Source organism: Nocardia pneumoniae NBRC 100136, assembly GCF_000308755.1.
GTDB lineage: Bacteria > Actinomycetota > Actinomycetes > Mycobacteriales > Mycobacteriaceae > Nocardia > Nocardia pneumoniae.
Genome location: NZ_BAGF01000059.1, coordinates 1 through 22,797, shown reverse-complemented (window position 1 = coordinate 22,797; position 22,797 = coordinate 1). Strand labels below are relative to the sequence as shown.

General features: G+C 67.9%; 21 protein-coding genes and 1 other RNA gene. 10 read left to right on the top strand and 12 right to left on the bottom strand.

The features are described from left to right. Nucleotides 1–273: 273 nt before the first annotated feature. Entirely contained in the window at nt 274–1,899 is a 1,626-nt protein-coding gene (locus tag ON34_RS19710) for an acyl-CoA synthetase (protein ID WP_040781310.1), read from the bottom strand. A gap of 228 nt (nt 1,900–2,127) precedes the next feature. Here ON34_RS19710 and ON34_RS19705 point away from each other — a divergent pair, with 228 nt between their 5' ends. Beyond that, on the top strand, nt 2,128–2,724 hold the full coding sequence (locus ON34_RS19705; RefSeq protein WP_051022878.1) for a carboxymuconolactone decarboxylase family protein: 597 nt from the start codon (nt 2,128–2,130) through the stop codon (nt 2,722–2,724). Between the two features lie 258 nt (nt 2,725–2,982). Here the strand turns inward: ON34_RS19705 and ON34_RS19700 are convergent, their stop codons facing one another. Both ON34_RS19700 and ON34_RS19695 read right to left on the bottom strand, forming a co-directional pair. After that, on the bottom strand, nt 2,983–4,212 hold the full coding sequence (locus ON34_RS19700; RefSeq protein WP_040781308.1) for an acyl-CoA dehydrogenase family protein: 1,230 nt from the start codon (nt 4,210–4,212) through the stop codon (nt 2,983–2,985). A 33-nt stretch (nt 4,213–4,245) separates the two neighbouring features. After that, nucleotides 4,246–5,637 (bottom strand): acyl-CoA dehydrogenase family protein, encoded by a 1,392-nt coding sequence (locus ON34_RS19695; RefSeq protein ID WP_040781306.1) that lies wholly within the window; start codon nt 5,635–5,637, stop codon nt 4,246–4,248. A 282-nt stretch (nt 5,638–5,919) separates the two neighbouring features. Between ON34_RS19695 and ON34_RS33670 the strand changes: the two genes are divergently transcribed. After that, the gene (locus ON34_RS33670; protein WP_051022877.1) at nt 5,920–6,543 is read left to right on the top strand and encodes a Uma2 family endonuclease; all 624 of its coding nucleotides are present in this window, start codon (nt 5,920–5,922) and stop codon (nt 6,541–6,543) included. Between the two features lie 75 nt (nt 6,544–6,618). Here the strand turns inward: ON34_RS33670 and ftsX are convergent, their stop codons facing one another. The 6 genes from ftsX to ON34_RS19665 form a co-directional block, all read right to left on the bottom strand. Next, nucleotides 6,619–7,524: a permease-like cell division protein FtsX gene (gene ftsX, locus ON34_RS19685; RefSeq protein ID WP_040781305.1), complete on the bottom strand. Its 906-nt coding sequence runs from the start codon at nt 7,522–7,524 to the stop codon at nt 6,619–6,621. Then, the gene (gene ftsE / locus ON34_RS19680; RefSeq protein WP_040781303.1) at nt 7,524–8,213 is read right to left on the bottom strand and encodes a cell division ATP-binding protein FtsE; all 690 of its coding nucleotides are present in this window, start codon (nt 8,211–8,213) and stop codon (nt 7,524–7,526) included. The genes ftsX and ftsE overlap by 1 nt, the downstream gene beginning before the upstream one ends. Nucleotides 8,214–8,297: 84 nt before the next feature. Beyond that, complete coding sequence (locus tag ON34_RS36140; RefSeq protein WP_157172342.1) at nt 8,298–8,453, bottom strand: Rv3103c transmembrane domain-containing protein; 156 nt, start codon at nt 8,451–8,453, stop codon at nt 8,298–8,300. After that, a complete protein-coding gene (locus tag ON34_RS19675; RefSeq protein ID WP_040781301.1) occupies nt 8,440–9,300 on the bottom strand; it encodes a mechanosensitive ion channel family protein in 861 nt (286 codons plus the stop codon). The genes ON34_RS36140 and ON34_RS19675 overlap by 14 nt, the downstream gene beginning before the upstream one ends. Then, on the bottom strand, nt 9,301–10,416 hold the full coding sequence (gene prfB, locus ON34_RS19670; RefSeq protein ID WP_040781494.1) for a peptide chain release factor 2: 1,116 nt from the start codon (nt 10,414–10,416) through the stop codon (nt 9,301–9,303). 319 nt (nt 10,417–10,735) lie between these two features. Further along, nucleotides 10,736–11,596, bottom strand: coding sequence for a helix-turn-helix transcriptional regulator (locus tag ON34_RS19665; RefSeq protein ID WP_040781299.1), 861 nt, complete (start codon nt 11,594–11,596; stop codon nt 10,736–10,738). A gap of 306 nt (nt 11,597–11,902) precedes the next feature. Here ON34_RS19665 and ON34_RS19660 point away from each other — a divergent pair, with 306 nt between their 5' ends. Together ON34_RS19660 and hisN are read left to right on the top strand one after the other, a co-directional pair. After that, nucleotides 11,903–12,499: an NADPH-dependent FMN reductase gene (locus ON34_RS19660; protein ID WP_040781296.1), complete on the top strand. Its 597-nt coding sequence runs from the start codon at nt 11,903–11,905 to the stop codon at nt 12,497–12,499. Between the two features lie 523 nt (nt 12,500–13,022). Continuing rightward, a complete protein-coding gene (gene hisN, locus ON34_RS19655) occupies nt 13,023–13,808 on the top strand; it encodes a histidinol-phosphatase (protein WP_040781293.1) in 786 nt (261 codons plus the stop codon). Between the two features lie 335 nt (nt 13,809–14,143). On the opposite strand, the gene ON34_RS19650 is transcribed toward hisN, so the two are convergent. Next, the gene (locus ON34_RS19650) at nt 14,144–15,112 is read right to left on the bottom strand and encodes an SMP-30/gluconolactonase/LRE family protein (RefSeq protein ID WP_040781493.1); all 969 of its coding nucleotides are present in this window, start codon (nt 15,110–15,112) and stop codon (nt 14,144–14,146) included. Between the two features lie 197 nt (nt 15,113–15,309). Here ON34_RS19650 and recQ point away from each other — a divergent pair, with 197 nt between their 5' ends. The 4 genes from recQ (at nt 15,310) to smpB (ending at nt 19,180) form a co-directional block, all read left to right on the top strand. Further along, nucleotides 15,310–17,184, top strand: a complete 1,875-nt coding sequence (gene recQ, locus ON34_RS19645; RefSeq protein ID WP_040781491.1) for a DNA helicase RecQ — start codon at nt 15,310–15,312, stop codon at nt 17,182–17,184. Nucleotides 17,185–17,260: 76 nt separating this feature from the next. Beyond that, nucleotides 17,261–18,340, top strand: coding sequence for a metallophosphoesterase (locus tag ON34_RS19640; RefSeq protein WP_040781489.1), 1,080 nt, complete (start codon nt 17,261–17,263; stop codon nt 18,338–18,340). Between the two features lie 67 nt (nt 18,341–18,407). After that, a complete protein-coding gene (locus ON34_RS19635; RefSeq protein WP_040781291.1) occupies nt 18,408–18,650 on the top strand; it encodes a WLR motif membrane protein in 243 nt (80 codons plus the stop codon). A 56-nt stretch (nt 18,651–18,706) separates the two neighbouring features. Then, a complete protein-coding gene (smpB, locus tag ON34_RS19630; RefSeq protein ID WP_040781289.1) occupies nt 18,707–19,180 on the top strand; it encodes an SsrA-binding protein SmpB in 474 nt (157 codons plus the stop codon). Between the two features lie 93 nt (nt 19,181–19,273). Here smpB and ON34_RS19625 read toward each other — a convergent pair whose 3' ends face one another. Together ON34_RS19625 and ON34_RS19620 are read right to left on the bottom strand one after the other, a co-directional pair. Next, complete coding sequence (locus ON34_RS19625; RefSeq protein ID WP_051022875.1) at nt 19,274–20,572, bottom strand: ABC transporter substrate-binding protein; 1,299 nt, start codon at nt 20,570–20,572, stop codon at nt 19,274–19,276. A gap of 11 nt (nt 20,573–20,583) precedes the next feature. Continuing rightward, nucleotides 20,584–21,897, bottom strand: coding sequence for an ABC transporter substrate-binding protein (locus ON34_RS19620; RefSeq protein ID WP_051022874.1), 1,314 nt, complete (start codon nt 21,895–21,897; stop codon nt 20,584–20,586). A 93-nt stretch (nt 21,898–21,990) separates the two neighbouring features. On the opposite strand from ON34_RS19620, the gene ON34_RS36135 reads away from it, so the two are divergent. Continuing rightward, nucleotides 21,991–22,131, top strand: a complete 141-nt coding sequence (locus ON34_RS36135) for a hypothetical protein (protein WP_157172341.1) — start codon at nt 21,991–21,993, stop codon at nt 22,129–22,131. Nucleotides 22,132–22,353: 222 nt separating this feature from the next. Then, nucleotides 22,354–22,724, top strand: a transfer-messenger RNA (tmRNA) gene (ssrA, locus tag ON34_RS34220). Nucleotides 22,725–22,797: the final 73 nt, after the last annotated feature.

Here is a 22,797-nt window from a genome sequence, read left to right as displayed (position 1 = left end):
AACCTACCCGCGGGTAATGGGATGTTCTATCCGCGGCACCGGTGGCACTCAGCGGCATCCTCGTGGCTCACGTCGCGGCGACCACTGCTGCCGACGTCATCGCGGGCTCGGCGATCGGTCGGACGCGAGCTGGCAAATGCCCGGTCTCCCTTCGCTCGGGAGCCGGATTCGGCTGATGCGGTCGCGCTGGGTGGCAACGGCGCGGGGCGATCGCATCTGCCGGAAGCGGCGCGGTGGAAAGGCTGGCGCAATCCCACCGCGCCCATCCGTCGATCAGGCCTTGACCTCGTAGTCCACCAGCACGCGGCGCAGCAGCTTGCCGGTCGCGTTGCGCGGCAGGTCGTCGAGGAAGACCACCTCACGCGGCACCTTGTAGCGCGCCAGGTTGTTCTTGACGTACGCCTTGATCTCCTCGGGGTCCGGCGTGTGGCCCGGCTCCGGAACGATGAAGGCGCGCAGCCGCTTTCCGAACTCCACGTCGTCCACGCCGACCACGGCCACGTCGAAGATGTCGGGCCGCTCCAGCAGCAGGTTCTCCACCTCCTGCGGGAAGACGTTCTCCCCGCCGGAGACGATCATGTCGTCGTCGCGGCCGTCCACCATGAGCAGGCCGTTCTCATCGAAGTGGCCGACGTCGCCGCTGGACATGAAGCCGTCGATGACCTGCTTGGTGCGGCCGTCGGTGTAGCCCTCGAAGGGCGCGCCGCTGCGGATGAAGATGCGCCCGGTGGTGTTGATCGCGGTGACCGGCTGGTCGTTGTCATCGAAGAGTCGCACCTCGCAGGTGATCGGCGGGCGTCCGACGGTGCCGGGTGCCAGGGCGAGGTCCTCCGGGTTGGCCACGGTCGCGACCGCGCATTCGGTCGAGCCGTAGAGGTTGTAGAGCACCGGGCCGAACACCTCGGTGGCCTTGATCGAGAGCTCGGGGGGCAGCGCCGAACCGGCCAGCATGATCACCTTCAGGGAGGAGGTGTCGTACTTCGCCCGGATCGCCGGATCGAGTTCGACCATCCGGTGCAGCATGGTCGGTACCGCCACCAGCATGTCGACCTTCTCGTCGGCGATCGCTTTCAGCGTCGCCTCGGCGTCGAAGCGGCGCCGCATCACCACCTTGTTCGCCAAGGCGGTGCCCACCAGCCAGGTGGCCAGACCGGTGCTGTGGAAGATCGGCGACACGATCATCATGGTGCCGCGCTGCGGGAACGGAATGCGGTCCACGAACTGCGCCGTGGACAGCGGGGTGACCTTGGTGCGCGGCGCGCCCTTCGGCAGGCCGGTGGTGCCGCTGGTCAGGATGATGAAGCCGCCCGGCTTGCTCGGCGCGGGCAGCGGCTCGGTCGAGTTCGCCGCGATCAGGTCGTCGAGCGTCTGGGCGTCCGCGGGCAGCGGGGTGCCCTCGTCGACCCAGGTGAGGTAGCGCGGCAGATCGGCCGGCAGGGCGTCGAGCAGGCCGAGGAATTCGCTGTCGTGCAGCACAGCCTTGACCTTCTCGCGTGCGCACACCTCGGCGAACTGCGGTTTGGCGAACCCGGTGTTCATCAGCGCCACCCGGACGCCGAGTTTGCCCGCGGCGGCCATGGACAGGATCAGGCCGCGATGGTCGCGGGCCAGGACGCCGATCACCGTGCCTTCGGTGATACCCGCCGCCTGCAACCCGCGTGCGATCGCGGTCGACTGCTCATCCAACTCGCGGTAGGTCAGTACGCCCGCCTCGTCGGCGATGGCCGGGGCGTCCGGCGCTACTCGCGCGGAGTGCCGGATCAGCGTGGCCTGAGGGCCGAGGATCTTCGACTCCTTCATCGTCCGCAGCGTCTCCACCGGCTTGCGGGGGTCGCTGACACCCGCCTTCCGGAGCACCCCTAGAGCCTTCACAACCTCCAGAGTGTGGGCCACCTTCATGTCGAAAAAACCTCCACAAAACCCTCGCGTCGGTACTCGACCTAGCGAACCAGTACGGCGTGTTGTCCGCCACCGTAGCAGTGCGGAGTGTGACAGATCACAACGAAATCAGACAAATCAGTCTCAGATGGGTCACGGACTCGATTTTGTCTTTTTCATCCTGTCTCGCCGGTCGGGCGCGCTACCCTCACCACGACTCGAGACCGCTCGAAGGGAGACGCGGCCAAAATGTCCGATCCGAAGGACCGTGAACCGTTCATCGCTGTCCCCGGCGACCTGCCCGGTATCCGGGGTCTGTTCGCCTTCAAACCCGAAACCGGCGCTGCGCTGAGCGAATTCGCGCAGACCTTGCTGCGCGGGTCATCGCCGCTCACCCCCGGGGAGCGCGAAACCATCGCCGCGTTCGTGTCGTCGCGCAACAAGACCTACTTCTGCACGCAGTCGCATTCGGCCACCGCCGCGGCACTGGTGGAGGGCGGTCGCGACGTGATCGACGCCGTCATCGACGACGTGGAGTCCGCGGCCATCGACCCGAAACTGCGCGCGCTGCTCCGGATCGCGGACAAGGTGCGCCAGTCGGGCCTCGACGTTACCCGGGAGGATGTCGAGAACGCCCGCGCGGCGGGCGCCAAAGACGAGGACATCCACGACGCGGTCCTGGTCGCCTCGGCGTTCTGCATGTTCAACCGTTACGTGGACGGTCTCGCGACGATCGCGCCACGAGAGCGCGCTACCTACGAGCAGATCGGCCAGCTACTCGCCACCGCCGGGTACGTCGCCGCGGGAGCGGCCCAAGCGCAGGGCGCTGCTGAGGGCAACCAGTAAGCATCACGCGGGCGGCCGGTTCGGCGAATCGCCGCCGCGCGCTGTGAAGACGACCTCAGGGCAGCCCCTTGGCGAATCCCACTGCGATCACAACGCAGCTGACAATGGCGATGACGACGATGCTCCACATGGGTGCGAAGGCTACGGAGCCTACGGCTCCAGGTCCATAGCCGAGACGACACTTCGTAGCCAGTGACAGCAATCCGGTGCGAGTCGAAACCCGCACCGGATTGCCTTGTCACACTGTCTGATTCGACATCACTTCAGCTCGGCGCTGGTCTTGCCCAGAATGCGCCGCGCCACGATGAGCTGCTGGATCTGCTGGGTGCCTTCGAAGATGTCCAGAATCTTCGAGTCGCGGCCCCACTTCTCCAGCAGCGTGCGCTGCGAGTAACCGATCGCGCCGGCCAGTTCGACGGCCTTGAGGGTGACGTCGGTGCCGGTGCGGCCCGCCTTCGCCTTGGACATGGACGCCTCGAGCGAGTTGGGCTTCTTGTTGTCGGCCATCCACGCCGCGCGCAGGGCGAGCAGGTAGGCGGCCTCGTAATCGGCTTCCATCCGCAGGAATTCGGCGGCGGCGGCGTGCTGGTTGTTGGCCGGGGTGTCGTAGGAGATCTCCACGCCCGCCGCGGTCAGGATGGAGCGCAGCTCCTCGAGCGCGGCCCGGGCGACGCCGACCGCCATCGCGGCGACGAGGGGACGGGTGTTGTCGAAGGTCTGCATGACCCCGGCGAAACCCTTCTCCACGTTGACTTCCGGGCTGCCGAGGATGTTGTCCTTCGGAATCCGGCAGTCCTGCAGCAGCAGCACGGCGGTGTCGGAAGCCTTGATGCCGAGCTTGTGCTCGAGCCGCGCCACCGACAGACCCGGTGCGTCGCGCGGCACGACGAACGACTTGATCGCCGCGCGGCCGAGGCTCTTGTCGACCGTGGCCCACACCACGATGTGGGTGGAGCGCTGACCCGCGGTGACGAAGATCTTCTCGCCGTTGAGCACCCACTCGTCGCCGTCGAGCACGGCGGTGGTGGACACGGCGGCGGAGTCGGAGCCGAAGGACGGCTCGGTGATCGCCATCGAGGCCCACACCTTGCCGAAGCGCTTGAGCTGCTCGTCGGTGGCGACGGCGGCGATCGCCGCGTTGCCCAGCCCCTGGTAGGGGATCGACAGCATCAGGCCGACGTCTCCCCACGAGGTCTCCAGCGCGTTGAGCAGCGCGGACATATTGCCGCCGTTGGTGTTGCCGAGCAGTTCGGTGGCGTGGCGGTCGCTCTCGCTGTCCTCCGCACGGCCACCGGCCGCGCCGCCGATCTTCTGGGTGCCGGAGTCGGCCAGACCTTCGACCATGGCGGCCATGGTGTCCAGCTCGACGGGGTAGTCGTGCTCGGCGAGGTCGTACTTGCGCGAGATCGGGCGGAAGATCTCCTGGGCGACCTGGTGGGCCTGGTTCGCGCTGGCCCGCAGCTTCTTGGGGAGTTCGAGGTTGATCATGATGAGGTCTCCTGGAAAACGGAACGGGCCTGGTCAGACGAGCACGACGCCTTCGGCGACGCCGATGGCCCGCAGGTCGCGGTACCAGCGCTCGACCGGGTGTTCCTTGGTGTAGCCGTGGCCGCCGAGCAACTGCACGCCGTCGAGGCCGATCTGCATGCCCTTGTCGGCGGCGAGCTTGCGGGCCAGCGCCGCCTCGCGCCCGAAGGACAGGCCCTGCTCCGCCCGGGAGGCGCCGCGCAGGGTCACCAGCCGCAGGCCGTCGAGTTCGATCGCGATGTTGGCGACCATGAACGCCACCGCCTGGCGGTGCGAGATCGGCTCGCCGAACGCTTCCCGCTCGTTCACGTACGGGATCACGTAGTCCAGCACGGCCTGCCCGGTGCCCGCGGCGAGCGAGGCCCACCCGAGACGAGCCAGGCGCACGGCGTCGGCGTAGTCCTCGGCGCGGGACTTGGCGTCACCATCGCCCAGGATGGCATCGGCGCCGACCGCGACGTTGTCCAGGATCAACCGGCCCAGTCCGGCCGCCCGCAGACCCATGCTCGGGTCGGCCTCGACGACCAGCCCGGGCGCGTCCGACTCGACGATGAACAGTGCCGGACGGCCATCCAGCTCGGCGGCGATCAGGAACAGTTCGGCGTCGGCAGCGGCAGGAACCAGGGACTTCACGCCCGAGATCCGGTAGCCGCTCGGCGAGCGCACCGCCTTCGTCTGCAGCGCGAACGGGTCGAACAGCGCGCGCGGCTCGCTGATCACGACCGACGCCTGCGGCACATTCTCCCCGGTGAACGACGGCAGGTAGGTCTTCTGCTGGGCGTCGCTGCCCCACTGCGCGAGCGCGACCGCGACGCCGCTCGGCGCCAGGATGGGCAGCGCCAGACCCATGTCGCCGTGGGCCAGCGCCTCGGCGACCATCGAGTTGGTGACCGCGCCGCGCTCGGCGGCCGCGCCCTCCAGCTCCTCCGGCACGTTGATCAGGGTGATGCCGAGCTCAGCGGCCCGCTCCAGCAGGTCGCGCGGCGCCTTGGCGGCGTTGTCGGCCTCGTAGGCGGCCGGGCGCAGGATCTCGGCGGCGAATTCCTTCACCGTCTCGACGATCATCTGCTGCTCGTCGGTGGGGGTGAGGTCGAAATAGTCCTTGTTCTTCGCCTCGTTCGCCGCCAGGCGCTTGGGCGCGCCGGTGCCAGCGACCTTGGCGAACGCGCGGGTCGCCGCGCCCAGCGTGCGGAAGCCGGTCTTGGTGCCCTCGTAGGTGACGCGCTCGATCGGCTTGCGCAGGTTGTATTTCTCGGCCAGTTCCGACCCGGTGATGGTCGTCATGACTCGCATCGCCGCGCCCATCCAATCCCGCTTGGGTTGGTTCAGGCCGACCGCGGACGTGTCTGGACGTCGCTTCGTTGCGCTGTCTCGAGTGCTCATCATCTACCTGCTGTTTCTCGGATTCTCGGAGGGGTGGTGCGGTCTGTCCCCAGCAATCTTACTCTTGAGTAAGGCTATCTTACTTCAGAGTAAGAAATGCGTCGAGGCGCAGCTTACGCGGGGAATCCGAGTCAGGCTGGACAAGTGCCCATAATCGCTGCGGTGGTGCTCGCCGTCCTGCTCGCGCTATGGCGGTCACCACGATGAGCTGCACTTTCTTTCTCCGCGGCGCGGCCGCTGCTCGTTCACGCGGCTCGACCGTGGCCCACGACTAGAATCCGCCTCATGTCAGCGATCTTCGACTGGGCCCGACCGGACAATGTCCAGCCCGAGCCGATTACGGTCGACATCTGGCGGGAGCTTCCCGAGGAGTTCTGCCGCCTGGTAGAGGTGGTGAACGGAGATGCGGTTCGCTGCGAATCACCGACCCGGGCGCACCAGAAAGCGGTCCACCGGCTGCTCGCGATGCTCGAGACGGCGGCCCGCGATCATATGGGCGAAGATCCTTCAGCCTGCCTGGACGCCAACCACGATTTCGATGTGGTGCTCTGGGAGGTGCCCAGAGCGACCATTCGACGCCCGGACGTCGCGCTGTTCGAATGTGTCCCGGCGGATGTCAGCCCAGTGCCCGCCCGCCATCTGAAGATCGCCGTCGAGGTCATCTCGCCCAGCCATGTCAAAACTGACCGGCTCGAGAAAATGGGCGAGTACGCCGCTGCTGGTATCCCCTGGTATTGGCTGGTCAGCGTGTCGGACAGCGACGTGCTCTCGATCGAGACCTATGGTCTCGACCACAGCGTCGGCCACTATCGACTGGCCCGGGTGCTGAAGCCCGGCACGGCGTTCGCTGTCGATCTCCCGATTCGGATCCAACTCGACTGGGACCAGCTGACCGACCTGGTGCTGTGACGCCGAACAGCCGCTACCCAATGGCAAGCGGGGTCGAGCCGGTCGCTCAGTGAAGGCGGTCTCCGGCTCGGACGATCACTCGCGCACGTAGTACCGCAACGTCCCGTACGCCGTCAGTGCGGCGAACACTATGCCGACCGGGGCGATGACCAGCGCGGTCATCGCGATGTCGTCACCGGTGATGCGGGGGAAGACCTTGCTGGCGAACAGGTCGCCGAGAGCGCGGTCGATCACCAGGGGGCGGGCGGCCAGCAGGCCGAGCATCGCCAGCACCGAACCGGCCAGTGCCGCGGCTACCGCCTCGAGCAGGAACGGCAACTGGGTGTACCACCGCGTCGCGCCGACCAACCGCATGATGCCGACCTCGGTGCGGCGGGTGAACGCGGCGATCTGCACCATGTTCGCGATCAGCAGCAACGCGGCCAGCGCTTGCAGCACGGCCAAGCCGAATGCCGCGTTGCGCAACCCGTCGAACAGGCTGACCAGCCGGTCCACGATGTCCTTGTCGTTGCGGACCATGCCGACGCCGGGCCGATCGTAGAACTTCTCGTAGATCGTCGGATACAGCTGCGCGTCTTCCATCTTCACCCGCAGCGAGGCGGGCAGCGGCGTCTCGCTGACGTACTTGGCCAGCTCGGGCTGGTCTTTGAAGGTCTTCTCCTTGGCTTCGCGGATCGCCTCGTCCCGGTTGAGGAACTGCACCGACTCCACGCCGCCGGTCGCCTTCAGATCGGCCATCAGCGACCGGCACGGGTCCTGCGAACAGTCCGGGTCGGTGGCCGAGACCTCCTCGGTGAGGTACAGCCGCACCTCGAGGCGGTCGAGGAAGTACTGCTCGGTCTTGTCCGCGATGCGCACCGCGAGCAGACCGCCACCGAGCATGGTCAGGGAGACCGCGGTGGTCAGGATCATCGCGATGGTCATCGTGACATTGCGGCGCAGGCCCGCCGCGACCTCGCCGAAGAGGAAACTCGCGCGCATTATCGGCCCACCCCGTAGACGCCGGTCGCCTCGTCGCGCACCAGGCGGCCGCGATCGAGCTCCACCACCCGCCTGCGCATCGCGTCGACGATGTGGTTGTCGTGGGTGGCCATCACCACCGTGGTGCCGATCCGGTTGATCCGCTCCAGCAACATCATGATGTCGGCGCTGGTGTCGGGATCGAGGTTGCCGGTCGGTTCGTCGGCCAGCAGCACCAGCGGCCGGTTCACGAACGCGCGCGCGATCGCCACACGCTGCTGTTCGCCGCCGGACAGCTCGCTCGGCAGCCGATCGGCCTTACCGCCGAGGCCGACCATGTCGAGCACCTCGGGGACGGTGCGCTGGATGACCTGGCGTCGCTTGCCGATCACCTCCAGCGCGAACGCCACGTTCTCGTAGACCGTCTTCTGCTGCAGCAGCCGGAAGTCCTGGAACACGCATCCCATGCGTTGCCGCAGCTTGGGCACTTTGCGGCCCGGCAACCGGTCCACCCGGAAATCGGCGACCCGGATCTCGCCGGACGTGGGCGACTCCTCTTTGAGCAGCAACCGCATGAAGGTCGACTTACCCGAGCCGGACGGTCCGATGATGAAGACGAACTCGCCCTTGCCCACATCGACGGTGATGTTGTCCAGCGCGGGCCGCGTCGAGGTCGGGTACGACTTGGTCACGTTCCGCATGGTGATCACGGGGAGCCAGTGTAACCAGCAACCGCGAGCGGCCTGCGTCGTCAACCGTGGGAGACAGCGTGGCGGCGGCTCGGTCGGCCCGGATCATGGGCTCGGCTGATCGGAGAGCACCGCCGCGGGAATGGCGTTGACCAGCGTGGTCGGCACGGTGGTCGTTTCCTCGGGTTTGACGAATACATACAGCACGAAGGTGGCGACCCAGGTGGCCATCAGGATCGCCGTGGATCTACGTGGTCTCACTGATTCCCTCCCGGCGCAAGGCTGCGGCGACACGCACTCGCAGTTCGCGTCCGACTTCGAACTGCTTGCCCGGCAACGTGCGGGCAACCATTCGGATGTTCATCTGGTCTACGGTGAGGTCTTCGACACCCATGACGGTGGGCTCGTCCAGCAGCAGCGGCTTCAGACGAGCGTCTTCGTACGCCTTTGTACCGACCTCGTGCAGGATCTCGTTGACCCTGGTGATGTCAGCGCTCGCGGCCACCGGCACGTCGATCGCGGCGCGCGCCCAATCCTTCGACAGATTCGTGACTTTCACGATCTGGCCGTTGGGCACGGTGATCACCTCACCGTCCGCGTTGCGCAGCGTGGTGATCCGCAGCGTGACGTCCTCGACCGTACCCTCGGCCTGCTCCGCGGCTCCAGTCACCGCGATGCGGACCACATCGCCGAATCCGTACTGCCGCTCGGTGATCAGGAAGAATCCCGCGAGGATGTCCTGCACGATGCGCTGTGCGCCGAAGCCGAGCGCGGCGCCGAGCACCGCGGCGGGCGCCACCAAGCCGGTGACGGCGAAACCGAGTCGCCGCAGCACCTCCATGGTGATCAGCACGTAGACGATGGTCAGCACCACCCACGTGATCACCTGGGCCAGCGCGTGCCGGTGCTTTGCCGCCTCGGTGCGCACCAGCGCGTCGCTGCTGTGGAATCCGGCGTCGATCTTGCGGGTGACCCGGTCCCTGACGAACGTGGCGAACCGGCTGAACAGCACGGCCCCGAGAATGAGCAGCACGATCTCCAGGCCCGAACCGCGTAGCCACGTGGTGAAACCGGTGGAGGCGATCGCCTGGATTCCCGCGACATTCATCTAGCTCGCCTGCTCTCGCATTCGCCAGCGGATACCGGACTCGATGAACCCATCGATGTCGCCGTCGAGCACCGCCGACGGATTGTTGACCTCGTGGTTGGTCCGCAGATCCTTGACCATCTGGTACGGGTGCAGCACGTAGGAGCGCATCTGATTACCCCAGGACGCGCCCTCGTTGGTCTTCAACGCGTCCATCTCGGCGCGCTCCTCCTGCCGCTTGCGCTCCAAGAGCTTGGCCTGCAGCACGCGCATGGCCGAGATCTTGTTCTGCAGCTGGGATTTCTCGTTCTGGCAGGTGACCACGATGCCGGTGGGAATGTGGGTGATGCGGACCGCGGAGTCGGTGGTGTTGACACTCTGGCCGCCCGGACCCGACGAGCGGTACACGTCGACGCGGATCTCCGTCTCGGGCACCTCGATGTGGTCGGTGGTCTCCACCACGGGTAGCACCTCGACCTCGGCGAAGGAGGTCTGGCGACGGCCCTGGTTGTCGAACGGGCTGATCCGCACCAGGCGGTGCGTGCCCATCTCCACCGACAGGGTGCCGTAGGCGTACGGCGTCTTCACCGCGAAGGTGGCGCTCTTGATGCCCGCCTCTTCGGCGTACGAGGTCTCGTAGACCTCGACCGGGTACTTGTGCCGGTCGGCCCAGCGGATGTACATGCGCATCAGCATCTCGGCCCAGTCGGCGGCGTCCACGCCACCCGCGCCGGAACGGATGTTCACCAGCGCGTCGCGCTTGTCGTATTCACCCGACAGCAGCGTGCGGACCTCCATCGCCTCCACGTCACCGTGCAGCGCGGCGCGCTCGGCGTCGGCCTCGGCGATCGCGGCGGCCCTTGCCTCGCCCTCTTCCTCCTCGGCCAGCTCGTAGAGCACCGGCAGGTCGTCCAAGCGCTGACGCAGCTCCTCGACCCGGCGCAGCTCGCCCTGGGCGTGCGACAGTTCGCTGGTGACCCGCTGCGCGTGGTCCTGGTCGTTCCACAGGTCGGGGTCGGCGGCCTGGTGCTCGAGCTCGTCGATACGACGGCGCAGCTCGTCGATGTCGAGGACCGACTCGACCGTCTTGAGTGTGGCGTCGAGTTCGGCGAGATCAGCGGAAACGTCAGGATGCACGATCGTCAAGCCTAGCTGCCCCTCGATGGGCGCAGCACACGAGTGCGCGCGGGATGACGCGGTGGGGCACCGGCGCGGCTGAGCTGCCTCGATTGCGGTCGGACGGGGCCGATCTCCGGGAGGTGCTGCGCTCGCCCCTCACCCGGCACCGTCCGGGTGCGGTGTGATGGACGCCTCATGGGTTCCTACCCTAAACGCCGACCGCACTTGGCGCAGTTGGTGTTTGGAATTCGGCGTGCTGGCCGCGGCGCTCGGTCGCCGCTGATCTCGGCGTGATGTGAGCCACCTACCGGTTCGGCCGAGTCGGGCAGCCGTGCCGTCAGCCGGAGACGGCGCGCAGTGCGCCGGGGCGGCGGCCGGTGAGCGTGTCGAGGGCGGCGGCGGTGGCGTCGTCCGCCGGGAGATAGACGATCACCCGCTGGTCGTCGTCGGCGGAAAGATCGAGAACCTCGTAGGCCAAGCGGAGCGGACCGGCATCGGGGTGGGCCAGCCGGGTGACACCGGTGGCGGCGGCCAAGCTGGGCACCTTGTCCACGCGGTCGGCGAAGGCGGGACCGACGGTGACGGTGAGTTCGTCGGCGAGGGCGGCGATGTGCGCGTCAGCGCGGAACGGGCCTTGTTTCAACGTGGCGATCGTCTCGTTCGCGACGTGCTCCCAGTCCGCGAAGAAAGTACGGGCCTCCGGCACGCAGAACACGAAACGCGCCAGGTTGGGCGGGGTAGCGGGTCCGGCGAAGAGGCCGGTCGGCGCCATCAGCCGGTGGTAGCCGTCGGTGTAGGCGAGCACTTCGGTGAGGCGGTTGACCACCACGGCGGGCGCGGGCTCCAAGCGGTCCAGGATCGCGCGCACCGTTGGCCGCACGTCACGCGGCGGCTGCGCGTCACCCATGCAGCTGAACCCGCTGTCGACCGACTTGCTCAACCGGTGCAGGTGGACGCGCTCGGCTGGGCTCAGCCGCAACGCGTCGGCCAGCGCGGACAGCACCGGCGGCGAGGGATGACGGTCGCGGCCCTGCTCGAGACGGGTCACGTACTCGACGCTCACACCGGCCAGGGTGGCCAGTTCGGCGCGGCGCAATCCGGGGGTGCGCCGCCGCGGTCCGGAAGGCAAGCCGACCTGCGCGGGTGTCACGGCTTCGCGGCGGGTGCGCAGAAAGAGTCCGAGCTCGTTATCGTTCACGACTCCACCTCGCTGGCGCTCGGCTCCGTCGTGCGCGATGGCGCGCTGTGTTTCCGGTTCGCTCGCTGACGCTCGTTCACGACTGCGCCTCGCTGGCGCTCGGCTCCGTCGTGCGCGATGGCGCGCTGTGCTTGCGGTTCACTCGCTGACGCTCGTTCACATCGACGAACCTAACAAGACGAAACGGCCGGAGGGTGTCCCTGCCACTACCACTCTTACGGCGGTCTCCCTGGGGCGGGCGATGAGCCGGAGATTGGGGACCGGCGGCCGATCCGGGTCGCTGGAAGTGATCCGAGGAGAAACAGCATGTCCAACGCACCACTGAAGCTCGCGGTGATCATCGGCAGCGTCCGGGAGGGACGCTTCGGACCCGTCGTGGCCGCGTGGTTCACCGAACAGGCGCGGCGGCACGGATTGTTCGAGGTGGACGTCATCGATCTGGCCGATGCGCAGATCCCCCTGGAACTGCCCGCGGAACCGCCGGCGCTGAATCCGGACCCGCGGCGCCCTGAGGGTATGACCGACCTCACCCGTCGGCTCGGGGAGGCCGACGCTTTCGTCATCGTCACACCGGACTACAACCGCAGCGTCCCCGCCTCGCTGAAGGCCGCCATCGACTGGCACTTCACGCAGTGGGACGCCAAAGCGATCGGATTCGTCGGCTACAGCGGAGGCAGCGGGGGCCTGCTCGCCATCGAGCATCTGCGCCAGATCTTCAACGAACTCAACGCGCACACGGTGCGCAATTACGTCTCGTTCCCGCGCTACTACCTGCTCTTCGACAGCGAAGGCCGGTTGCTGGAACCCGACGAGCCCGCGGCCGCCGCGACGGCGATGCTCGACCAGTTGCACTGGTGGGCAAGCGCGTTGACCGCCGCAAGGTCGCTGCAACCGGTGGCGTGAGCGCGGAACCGAGACCGCTGTGGTCTCCAGCCCGCTACCTGGCGGCGGCCACAGCCAGTTCAGCGCGGCGAGACCGACACGGAGGTAGCCGAGCGGGGAACGCGTCATCGAGCGGATGGAGCGAGTGCCCGGAGACGCCCCGCAGTTTGGTGCCGATCGCGAACAGCACTGCGGCGGCGGACAGCAGATACCACGTCAGCGGATGCGCGGGCCCGAAGCGGGAGGAACCGCACAGGTGGCAAGCGGGCTGCCAGCAGTGCGGTTCGCCCGTGCGGCGCAGGGGGCGCCCGCGATACGCACGGGATGCTCGGTCGGCGCACTACCGGGCCAACTACCGCTGGTACGCACAGCTACACGCGACGATTTCGTGAAGCCGTGGCCGGTCCGCGCGGCGGTGCGCTTCCTGTCAGTAGGGTCCGGCGCGGATCAGCCGGGCGCGCCGAGATCTCGGTGCACTCGACCTTCGGCTGGCGTCGGTCACCGCACCGGGATCACGGGATGCCCAGCCGATAGGGTGCGGGGCGTGGCTGTGTACTCCTCCGATCTCGAACTCGCCCTGCGGCTGGCCGACGCGGCCGACGCCATCACCCGGGCTCGCTTCGGTGCGCTGGACCTGAAGGTCGACGCGAAGCCGGACCTGACACCGGTGTCGGACGCCGATCTGGCCGTGGAGAAGGCGATTCGGCAGGTGCTGTCCGAGACCAGGCCGGAGGACTCGGTGCTCGGCGAGGAATTCGGCGGTGCCGCCGCATTCAGCGGACGGCAGTGGGTGGTCGACCCGATCGACGGCACCAAGAACTTCGTGCGCGGGGTGCCGATCTGGGCGACTCTGATCGCGCTGCTGGCCGACGGGGAGCCGGTCGTCGGCGTGGTGAGCGCGCCCGCGCTGGTCCGGCGCTGGTGGGCCGCCGCGGGCTCGGGGGCGTGGGCCAGCTTCGAAGCGCAGCCGGCCAAGGAGATCTCGGTGTCCGCCGTCGGCGAGCTCGGCTCGGCCAGCCTGGCGTTCTCCAGCTTGTCCGGGTGGCGCGAGCGCGGCCTGCGCGATGCGTTCCTCGCCCTGACCGACGAGGTGTGGCGCGTGCGCGGTTACGGCGATTTCCTCAGCTATTGCCTGCTCGCCGAGGGCGCCGTCGACATCGCCACCGAACCGGAAGTATCCCTGTGGGACCTGGCCGCCCTGGACATCCTCGTCCGCGAAGCAGGCGGTCGCTTCTCCGCTCTGGACGGCACACCGGGGCCGCACGGTGGCGATGCCATCGCCACCAACGGCTTGCTCCACGACCAGGTGTTGCACCGGCTTCGGGGCTGACCGTCGTGCCCGAACAGCGCCGCTTCCCGCTGTTCGGCTTCGGCCCGCTCCCGCGGTCCGCGCAACGGCTGCGCCCAAAACAGCTGTCCTTGGCGGCAGTCCGGGTCGTACGACGGGTACGAGGGTCGCGAAGGCGCGGAGGTACACAGAACGCGTATGGCCGGAGCGAAGGCGTGGAGGTACGCAGAAAGCGCATGGCCGGAGCGGAGGCCCGGAGGTACGCAAAGAGCCATGGCCGGAGCGGAGGTGCGGAGGTGCGCAGATGCGCATGGCCGGAGCGAAGGCCCGGAGGTACGCAAAGAGCACATGGCCCGAGCGAAGGCGCGGAGGTACGCCTATTCAGCCCGGCGTTGTGTCGCCGGGGTGAGATCGACACCGGTTGGTGGCCGCAGGCGACGCAGGGTGCCGTCCATGCTGGTGACGAACAACGCCCAGGAGTCCCCGTCCTGGTCGATGCGCACCGATGTGGCGCCGTCGGGCGGATTGCGGAACGGGCCGGGTTTGATCAGACCGGTGATGATCGCGCAGGTGGCGCCGGTGGCGGTGTCCACTCGGTAGACGGCGCCGAGAATGTGATCGGCGACGAAGAGCGCGCCCGCGCGGGTGGCCTCCATATCGTCGGGCAGTGCGACCAGTTCCGGAATGCCCGAGACGGGACCGGGGTGGGCGGGATCGTCCAGCGGAACGCGGAGGATCTGCAGCGTCATGGTGTCGACGTAGACCGACTTGCCATCGGCGGCCAGCGCGATGCCGTTGGACGGGGGCAGGCTGGACCAGTCCCGCTCGTACTCGTTCGTCTCGGGCCAGTAGCGCGAGATTCCATTGGAACCGGCAAGCCCGATGGTGGTGAACAGCAGGCTGCCGTCGGGCAGCAACAGCAGACCGTTCGGGCCGTTCAGCCCGGTCAGCAGGACGCTCACCGTGCCGGATTCGATGTCGTACCGCTGCAGTGTGCCCGGCGGCTCGCTGAGTCCGTCACCGGTGAGGAAGTAGACGTACCGCCCCGCTACGCGCACGCCCGCGGGCCGGTGCAGATCGGTGACCAGCTTCTCCATGCGCCCGGTGCGGTCGACGTGCGCAAGGTACCCGTCCATGAGCCCGGTGACGTAGAAGCCGCCGTGCCCGTCGGCATCGAGGTTCTCCAGATTGCCGACACCCTCGACCACAGTGGTGGCTTCCCACCCGTCGGAACACATCGCGGGAAACGTCTCCGCCTGCGCTGTCGGCATCGCGGCGGCGACTCCGGCGACGACGGCGGCGGTGAGCAGTGCCGCTCGCGCCCGGTTTCCAATCCCTGTTGCCATGAGCGACAACATAACAGCGCCGGAGGGGCCGGGGAGGGTCGGCGATTTCCCGCCGGTGCGGGAAATGCGCACGTCAGCGGGTCGCGTCGGGGTAAGCCGAATTCAGTTGTCCCCATGTGTGGAACTCGGCGGTCGACCAGGGTGAACGCCGAACCGTGCCGATACCGCCGGGGCCGAGCGCTCGTAGGATGGGCCGGGTGACTTCCCCCGATGATTTCGCGGCTGTAGCGATCGACGACGCGTCCGTTGCGGACGCGGGATCCGTTGCGGCGCATCAGGTTCTACGCCGGGTCTTCGGTTACGAGAGCTTCCGCGGCGACCAGCGCTCGATCGTGGAGCACGTGATCGCAGGCGGTGACGCGCTGGTGCTCATGCCGACCGGCGGCGGCAAGTCACTGTGCTATCAGGTGCCCGCCCTGGTACGCCCCGGCGTCGGCGTGGTGATCTCGCCGTTGATCGCGCTCATGCAGGACCAGGTGGACGCGCTCAGCGCTCTGGGCGTGCGTGCGGGCTTCCTCAACTCCACTCAGTACCCCGACGAGCGTCGCATGGTGGAGGCGCAATTCGTCGCGGGCGAACTCGACCTGCTGTATCTGGCGCCGGAGCGATTGCGCCTGGAATCCACCGCACAACTGCTGGATCGGGGCAAGGTCGCGCTGTTCGCCATCGACGAGGCGCACTGCGTCTCCCAGTGGGGCCACGACTTCCGCCCCGATTACCTCGGCCTGTCCATGCTGCACGAGCGGTGGCCGGACGTGCCCCGGATCGCGCTCACCGCGACCGCCACCGAGAAGACGCGGGACGAGATCATCCAGCGCCTCGACCTCGGCGCGGCCCGCCGCTTCGTGTCCAGCTTCGACCGGCCCAACATCCAGTACCGGATCGAGCCGAAGAACCGCCCCGAGCGCCAGCTGCTGGAATTCATCCGCACCGAGCATCAGGGCGACGCGGGCATCGTCTACTGCCTCTCGCGCAACTCGGTGGAGAAGACCGCTGCCTTCCTCACCGAGAACGGCATCACCGCGGTGCCGTACCACGCGGGCCTGGACCATCGCACCCGCGCGACGAACCAGTCGCGGTTCCTGCGCGAAGACGGCTTGGTCGTCGTGGCGACCATCGCTTTCGGCATGGGCATCGACAAGCCCGACGTACGGTTCGTGGCTCACCTCGACCTGCCCAAGTCGGTCGAGGGCTACTACCAGGAGACCGGTCGCGCGGGCCGGGACGGGCTGCCGTCGACCGCGTGGATGGTGTACGGACTCAGCGACGTCGTGCAGCAGCGCAAACTGATCGACGCCTCCGAGGGCGACGCCGCACACCGCCGCCAGCTCCAACTGCACCTGGACGCGATGCTGGCCTTGTGCGAGACGGTGAGCTGCCGCCGCACCCAGCTGCTGGCCTACTTCGGTGAACCCGGCCTGCCCTGCGGAAACTGCGATACCTGCCTGTCTCCGCCGCAATCCTGGGACGGCACGGTGGCCGCGCAAAAACTGCTGTCGGCGGTGCTGCGGCTCGAGCGTGAACGCGGCCAGAGCTTCGGTGCCGGCCACATCGTGGACATCCTGCTCGGCAAGAAGAACCCAAAGGTGCTCCAGTACGACCATCACGAGCTGAAGGTTTTCGGTGTCGGCACCGACCTGCGCGACACCGAATGGCGCGGCGTGGTCCGGCAATTGCTCGCCCGCGGCCTGCTGGCCGTGCACGGCGACTACGGAGTGCTGACGCTCACCGAGGCCAGCAGCGAGGTGCTGTTCGACGGACGCCAGGTCCTGCTGCGCAGGGAACCCGAGCGGGTGGCCAAGCCCGCCCGCGCAGCGAAGACCGCGAAGCCGGTCGCCGCCGAAATGGCTCCCGCCGACCTGCCGCTGTTCGAGAAGCTGCGCGAATGGCGCGCGGCCACCGCCAAGGAACAGGGGTTCCCCGCCTACGTCGTCTTCCATGACGCCACCCTGCGTGAGATCGCGGCACGCAAGCCCGCGAACTTGGCCGAACTCGGCAAGGTCAGCGGTGTCGGCGAGAACAAACTCGCGAAGTATGGCGAGCAGGTGCTCGAAGTACTCGCCGAGGCGTGAGCCGCGTCCGGCGCACAGTTGACGAATAGGCGAGGATGGTCGCCCGACGGGGGCGCGAAACACTGTGGAGGACAGCGTGAGCAACAGTGACACGATCGGGCGGCGCGGGTTCCTCGTCGGTGCGGCGAGTCTCGCGGCGGGCGCGACGCTCGTCGGCCGCACACCCGCGCGAGCCGTACCGGTCGCCGACGGCGTCATCAAGTTCCCCTTCCCGGCCGACCGCCGGGTGCGAGTGCTGGTCACCGGCGATGCCGGTACGGGAACCCGGACTCAGTGGGCGGTCGCCGACGCGATGCGCGCCTTCCACAGCCACGAACCGTTTTCGCTGGCACTGGGGCTCGGCGACAACATCTATGAGCACGGCCCTGGCGGCGCGGCCGATGCGCAGTTCGCCGACAAGTTCGAAAACCCTAATGCTGGACTGGATTTCCCCTGGCTGATGGTGCTCGGCAACCACGACAACAGTTCCGTCCTCGGTGGTGACGGCGGGTGGCTGCTGCGCGGCAACCTCGAGGTGGAGTACCACGCCACCTCACGGCGCTGGTGGATGCCGAGCCGCTACTACTCGGTGCGGATTCCCGAGCGCGATCCCGTGGTCGAGTTCTTCGTGCTCGACCTCAATCCGCTGGCCGCCTACGTGCCGCCGGTCTTCTCACCCTATTGGGCGGTCGACGGCCAGTTCATGAACGAGCAGCGCGACTGGCTCGACCGCGCCCTCACCGACTCGCCCGCGACCTGGAAGATCGTCTGCACCCACCACCCGTACCTGAACAACGGGCCGCATGGCAGCGCGGGCTGCTACGAGGGCCTGCCCATCGAGCCGATCAACGGCGTGCACGTGAAGCGCTTCATCGAGGACCACGTGACCGGCAGGTGTCAGTTCATTCTCTCCGGGCACGACCATTCCCTGCAGGTGCTGGAACCGACCGTGGCATCGAAGGGCACCCGGCAGATCGTGTCCGGCGCCGCCGCCAAGACGGTCGGCGCCGAGCCGCGCATCGCCCCGAACGCGGGCCACAGCGCACTGTACGAGAACTTCCACGAGCTGGGTTTCATGGTCCTCGAGCTGGCCCCGGACGCCGTCGATCTGCGCGTCCATACCGTGGACCCGGCATCGGGCGCTTCCTCCGAGGCCTTCCGGCGCCGCCTGGCCTGAGTTCCAAGTGTGTTGCGCGGCGCGGGAATTGCGGCGTGCCACCGTCGCGGCGGCTACCGTGCTGCCTATGGCACCGGATGAGGGTTCCAGCGATGAGGTCGGCGACCTTTCCTCTGGGTCGTCGGGTGGCGATTCCCCGGACGCGCCGCCGAACGTCCGCAACAGGATCGACCCGGCGGTGGACGGCGTGTGGCTGCGGCATCGCCCGCCGCCGGACCGGCCCGGCATCCCGCGGATGTCGACGGTGGTGCTGCTCGTCGCGTTCGTCGCTGTCCTCGCGCTCTACATCGTGCTGGGCCACGGCCACTAGCGCGTCCGCGACCTGCGGGAATAAACCGGTTGCCGGGTCACTTAGAGTTGACCGTTATGAAGGAGAAGGGGCGCAAGGTCATCGCGACCAACCGCCGGGCGCGGCACAACTACACGATCCTGGACACCTACGAGGCCGGGATCGCGCTGGTCGGCACCGAGGTGAAGAGCCTGCGCGAGGGCAAGGCATCCCTCGTGGACGCCTTCGCGACGGTGGACAACGGCGAGGTGTGGCTGCGTGGGCTGCACATCCCCGAGTTCAGCCACGGTACCTGGACCAACCACTCGCCGCGGCGGGTGCGCAAGCTGCTGCTGCACAAGCGTGAGATCGAGCGGTTGGTCGGCAAGTCGCGCGAGGGCAACCAGACGCTGGTTCCGCTGTCGATGTACTTCTCCGACGGCAAGGTCAAGGTCGAGCTGGCCCTCGCCAAGGGCAAGCAGGACTACGACAAGCGCCAGGACCTGGCCAGGCGGACCGCGGAGCGAGAGGTCACCCGTGAACTGGGACGCCGGGTGAAAGGCATGCGCTGACCGCCTCCTGAAAGCGCGGTCAGCCGGGTGAGCAGGGCGGCGCGGCGGGCACTGGACTGCCCGCCACCCGCTGTCACCCGGCCGTTCGGCGGATCACCTCGTGCAGGGTTCGTGCATCGAGATCCGCTCGAGGGTGGGACTGCGGTAATCGGCGACCACGGTCCGTGAACCCAGCGACGTGGTCGGATCGGGCACATTGATCACCGCCCGCTGTGCCGCCACGTCGGGCTCCTCACGCCCGTAGACCTGCGGCGCCGCCATCCCCTCGGAATCCACGGTCAGCCCGGCGACGGCCTTGCGGACGGTCGCGCGGTCCAGGCGGCCGGTCTCCGCGGCCTTGGTCAGCACCGCCTTCATCGGATACGAGATGGCGAAGCCCAAGTTGTAGCCGAAATTGGTCGGTTCGCTCGTCGCGGCGTTCCTGGCGCGCTGGGCTCCGGCGCTGACGCCGTCCCAGCCGTCGAACGGCGAGGTGTAGTTGTACAGCGACATGAGCGCGGGGGCGGCCGGTGTCTTGAGCAGCGCGCTGTTCCAGGTCGGGGTGGACCCGAGGAACCGGCCGGTGTAGCCCGACCTCGCGAGTTTGCCGATGATTTCGGCGCTTTCGGCCGGGCCGGTGGCCAAGAGAACCAGATCGGGCGGGTTCGCCATGATCTCGGCGACCGGGTAATCCTGGTTGCCGACTTCGGCATTGGGTCCGGTGTCGATGCGCGAGCTGATCCTCGCCCCGTTGTCCAGGGCCCATTTGAGCGCGCCGCTGGCGTAATCACCGCCGTAGTTGCCGCGATAGGCGACGACGCCGAGCGTGCGCGGCTGATAGTGATTCTCCGCGAACCAGTCCAGGCCCAGCACGGCTTCGGTGCAGTAGGAATAGCCGTCGTCCAGCACCAGATCCCGGTCGGTGGAGCGATACTGCCAGCCCGACCAGAGGGTGCCCGCGCCGGTCACCAGGTCCGCCTCGTCCATCTCGTGTAGGACCGCGAGCGTCTGCGCGGTACCGAAGCTCATCGCCAGCGCCAGGACGTGCGGCGCCACGTTCTCGAACTCGGTGACGTGTCTGCGCGGGTCGTAGGCGGTGTCGCGGGTGTAGGTCGCGATGTCGATCTCGTAGCCGCCGATCCCGCCCTGCTTGTTCACCTCGTTCCAGAAGGCCAGTTGCCCATCCTGCAGGGACTTGCCGAGCGGGGCGAAGGGGCCGTTGTTCAGGTCCGACAGGACGCCGAGGTAGATGCAGCCCTTGGCGCGGTCCAGCGCGCGCGGACAGGGCTCACGGGTGACTCCGGGCGTCGCCGCGGGCGAGGAGGTGGAGCAGGCGCCGGTCAGCACGAGTGCGATCGTGAGCGGCGCGGCCACCAGGCGAAAAAGGCGACGGAAAGTGCTGTGGAAACGCATGTCTTGCTCGCTTACGGCTGGACGCAGGGCTCGGTCAGGGTGATGCGGTCCTGGGTCGGGCCGTGGTATCCGGACGCCAGAGTCTTCGCGCCCAGCGGCGCTGTCTGGTCGGGCGCCTCGATGACCGCCCGCTGCCGGGAAAGGTCGGGTTTGGGTGCACCGTAAGTGTATTCGGGGATCGCGCCCTCATAGTCGACGCGCAGACCCTGCACCGATTGGCGGACGCCCTTCCTGGTCAGCTTGCCTTCGACCACCGCCCGGGTCAGCAGCGCCTTCATCGGGTAGGAGAACATCCAGCCCGCGCTGTAACCCCAGGTGGACGGCTCCCGGGTGGCCGAGGCCCGCGCTTTCTTGGCGCCCGCGCTGGTGCCGTCCCAGCCGTCGAGCGGCGAGGTCATGTTGTATCGCGCCGTGATCGCCGTCGCCGCAGGACTTTTCAGCAGGCCCCCGTTCCAGGTCGGACCCGAGCCGAGGAACCGGCCCTGGTAACCGGCCAACGCCGCCTTGCCCATGATCTCGCCCGCTTCCGCCGGACCCGTGGCCAGCAGCACGAGATCGGCTTTGGCGGCCAGGATCTTGGCGACCGCGGCGTCCTGGTTGCCGATCCGCGTGTTCGGCTCGGTTTCGATCTGCGCCACCACGTCGACGCGGTTGGCGGAGGCCCACTTCTTCGCCCCGGTGGAGTAGTCGCCGCCGTAGTCCCCCTGGTAGCTGACCGTCGCGAGGGAGCCGGGCTTCGCCAGGTGCTCCGCGATCCAGTCCAAGGCGATGATCGCCTCGGAGCAGTACGAGTAGCCGGATTCCAGGAGCAGACCCTTGTCGCTGTTCTCGAATTGCCAGCCCGACCAGAGCGTTCCTGCGATGGCGACCATGTTCGCCGCGTCCATCTTTGACAGCACCCTTTGCGTCTGCACGGTGCCCAGACTCATCGACAGGGCCAGCACATGCGGTTCGATTCGCTCATACGCCTCGGCATGCTTCTGCAGGTCGTAGGCGGTGTCCTCGGTGTAGGTGGTGATATCCACCTCGTATTTGCCCGCGATCCCGCCCGCTTCGTTCACCGCCTTCCAGAACGCCAGCTGACCGTTGTGGATGTCCTTGCCCAGCGCGGCGAACGGCCCACTCGTCAGGTCGGACAGCACGCCGAGATAGATACATCCCTTGCGGGAGTCGACCGCGTTCGGGCACGGGTCCGAGGTGACACCGGGCTCGACGGCCCGGGTCGATCTGTCTCGCATGGCCGAACAGCCGGACAGAAGGAGCCCGGCTATGACGGCGAGGGCGGACAGGCGCAGCAACCTGTCCCGAATGGTGCGAACTGCCAAAGTGTTTCCTTAGTCTGAAATCGAGATCCGCTGCTCAGAGCCGATCGTACGGCTCGTGCAGTGTAAGTCGGGTTCGGCTTCAGCCCACCGGAATTGGCTACCAGCATCCGGGAAGCCCCGGGTGTGCGCGGCCCAGCGGTGCTCAGCTGGGCGGCCCGCCGCCGTCGCAGGGCGGCGACCTGGGTGTGGAACATGGAACGCGGCCCGCTGGCGCTGCACTGCTGCGCGCCGTAAGTCGTCGAGGCGTCGGGTGTGCGCGGGCCCAGAGACAGCGCCGCCCGCCGCCGGGGCCGGGCGGGCGCTGCCGGATCGGCCCCCTCGGACTTGCGTCGTCGGCCTGCCGATCCGCCCCGCTGACCTGGCTCGAGCGCGCCCCTCGGCCACCGCCGATTATCGGGATGATCCCGCGCTGCGGCGGTGTTAATATGAACAGCCCGGCAAGGCGCCGGGGCGTACGGGGCTGAACGGTTTCGACTGCGTACGTAGATTCAGGGGAAGCGTGTCGGTGCAGGCAAGAGACCACCGTAAGCGTCGTTGCAACCAATTAAGCGCCGATTCTCATCAGCGCGAGTACGCTCTCGCTGCCTGATCAGCAGAGCGTCTCTGTCGGCCCGGGGCATGCCCTCGGCTCCGGTGCCGGCATCAGCTAGAGGGCTCACCGTCCGGCTCGGTCGCGGAGTAGGACGGGACATCCAACAGCGACTGGGATCGTCATCCGGGCTTGTTCGCGGGACCCGGAGATCCGAGTAGAGGCACAGCGGACTGCACACGGAGAAGCCCTGAAGACGCGGCGGAGGACCCGGGTTCGATTCCCGGCAGCTCCACCAAGGGAGGCGAGTGCTCGCGGAGAGCGCTCGCCTTTTTGGTGGAGCTGTGTGTTTTGTGGGGGTGCAACCCCCA

Bases quoted from the DNA above. Each gene is read 5' to 3' on its own strand.
- ON34_RS19710 (WP_040781310.1), bottom strand. From the start codon at position 1,899: ATGAAGGTGGCCCACACTCTGGAGGTTGTGAAGGCTCTAGGGGTGCTC.
- ON34_RS19705 (WP_051022878.1), top strand. From the start codon at position 2,128: ATGTCCGATCCGAAGGACCGTGAACCGTTCATCGCTGTCCCCGGCGAC.
- ON34_RS19700 (WP_040781308.1), bottom strand. From the start codon at position 4,212: ATGATCAACCTCGAACTCCCCAAGAAGCTGCGGGCCAGCGCGAACCAG.
- ON34_RS19695 (WP_040781306.1), bottom strand. From the start codon at position 5,637: ATGATGAGCACTCGAGACAGCGCAACGAAGCGACGTCCAGACACGTCC.
- ON34_RS33670 (WP_051022877.1), top strand. From the start codon at position 5,920: ATGTCAGCGATCTTCGACTGGGCCCGACCGGACAATGTCCAGCCCGAG.
- ftsX (WP_040781305.1), bottom strand. From the start codon at position 7,524: ATGCGCGCGAGTTTCCTCTTCGGCGAGGTCGCGGCGGGCCTGCGCCGC.
- ON34_RS19675 (WP_040781301.1), bottom strand. From the start codon at position 9,300: ATGAATGTCGCGGGAATCCAGGCGATCGCCTCCACCGGTTTCACCACG.
- ON34_RS19660 (WP_040781296.1), top strand. From the start codon at position 11,903: ATGTCCAACGCACCACTGAAGCTCGCGGTGATCATCGGCAGCGTCCGG.
- ON34_RS19650 (WP_040781493.1), bottom strand. From the start codon at position 15,112: ATGGCAACAGGGATTGGAAACCGGGCGCGAGCGGCACTGCTCACCGCC.
- ON34_RS19635 (WP_040781291.1), top strand. From the start codon at position 18,408: ATGGCACCGGATGAGGGTTCCAGCGATGAGGTCGGCGACCTTTCCTCT.
- smpB (WP_040781289.1), top strand. From the start codon at position 18,707: ATGAAGGAGAAGGGGCGCAAGGTCATCGCGACCAACCGCCGGGCGCGG.
- ON34_RS19625 (WP_051022875.1), bottom strand. From the start codon at position 20,572: ATGCGTTTCCACAGCACTTTCCGTCGCCTTTTTCGCCTGGTGGCCGCG.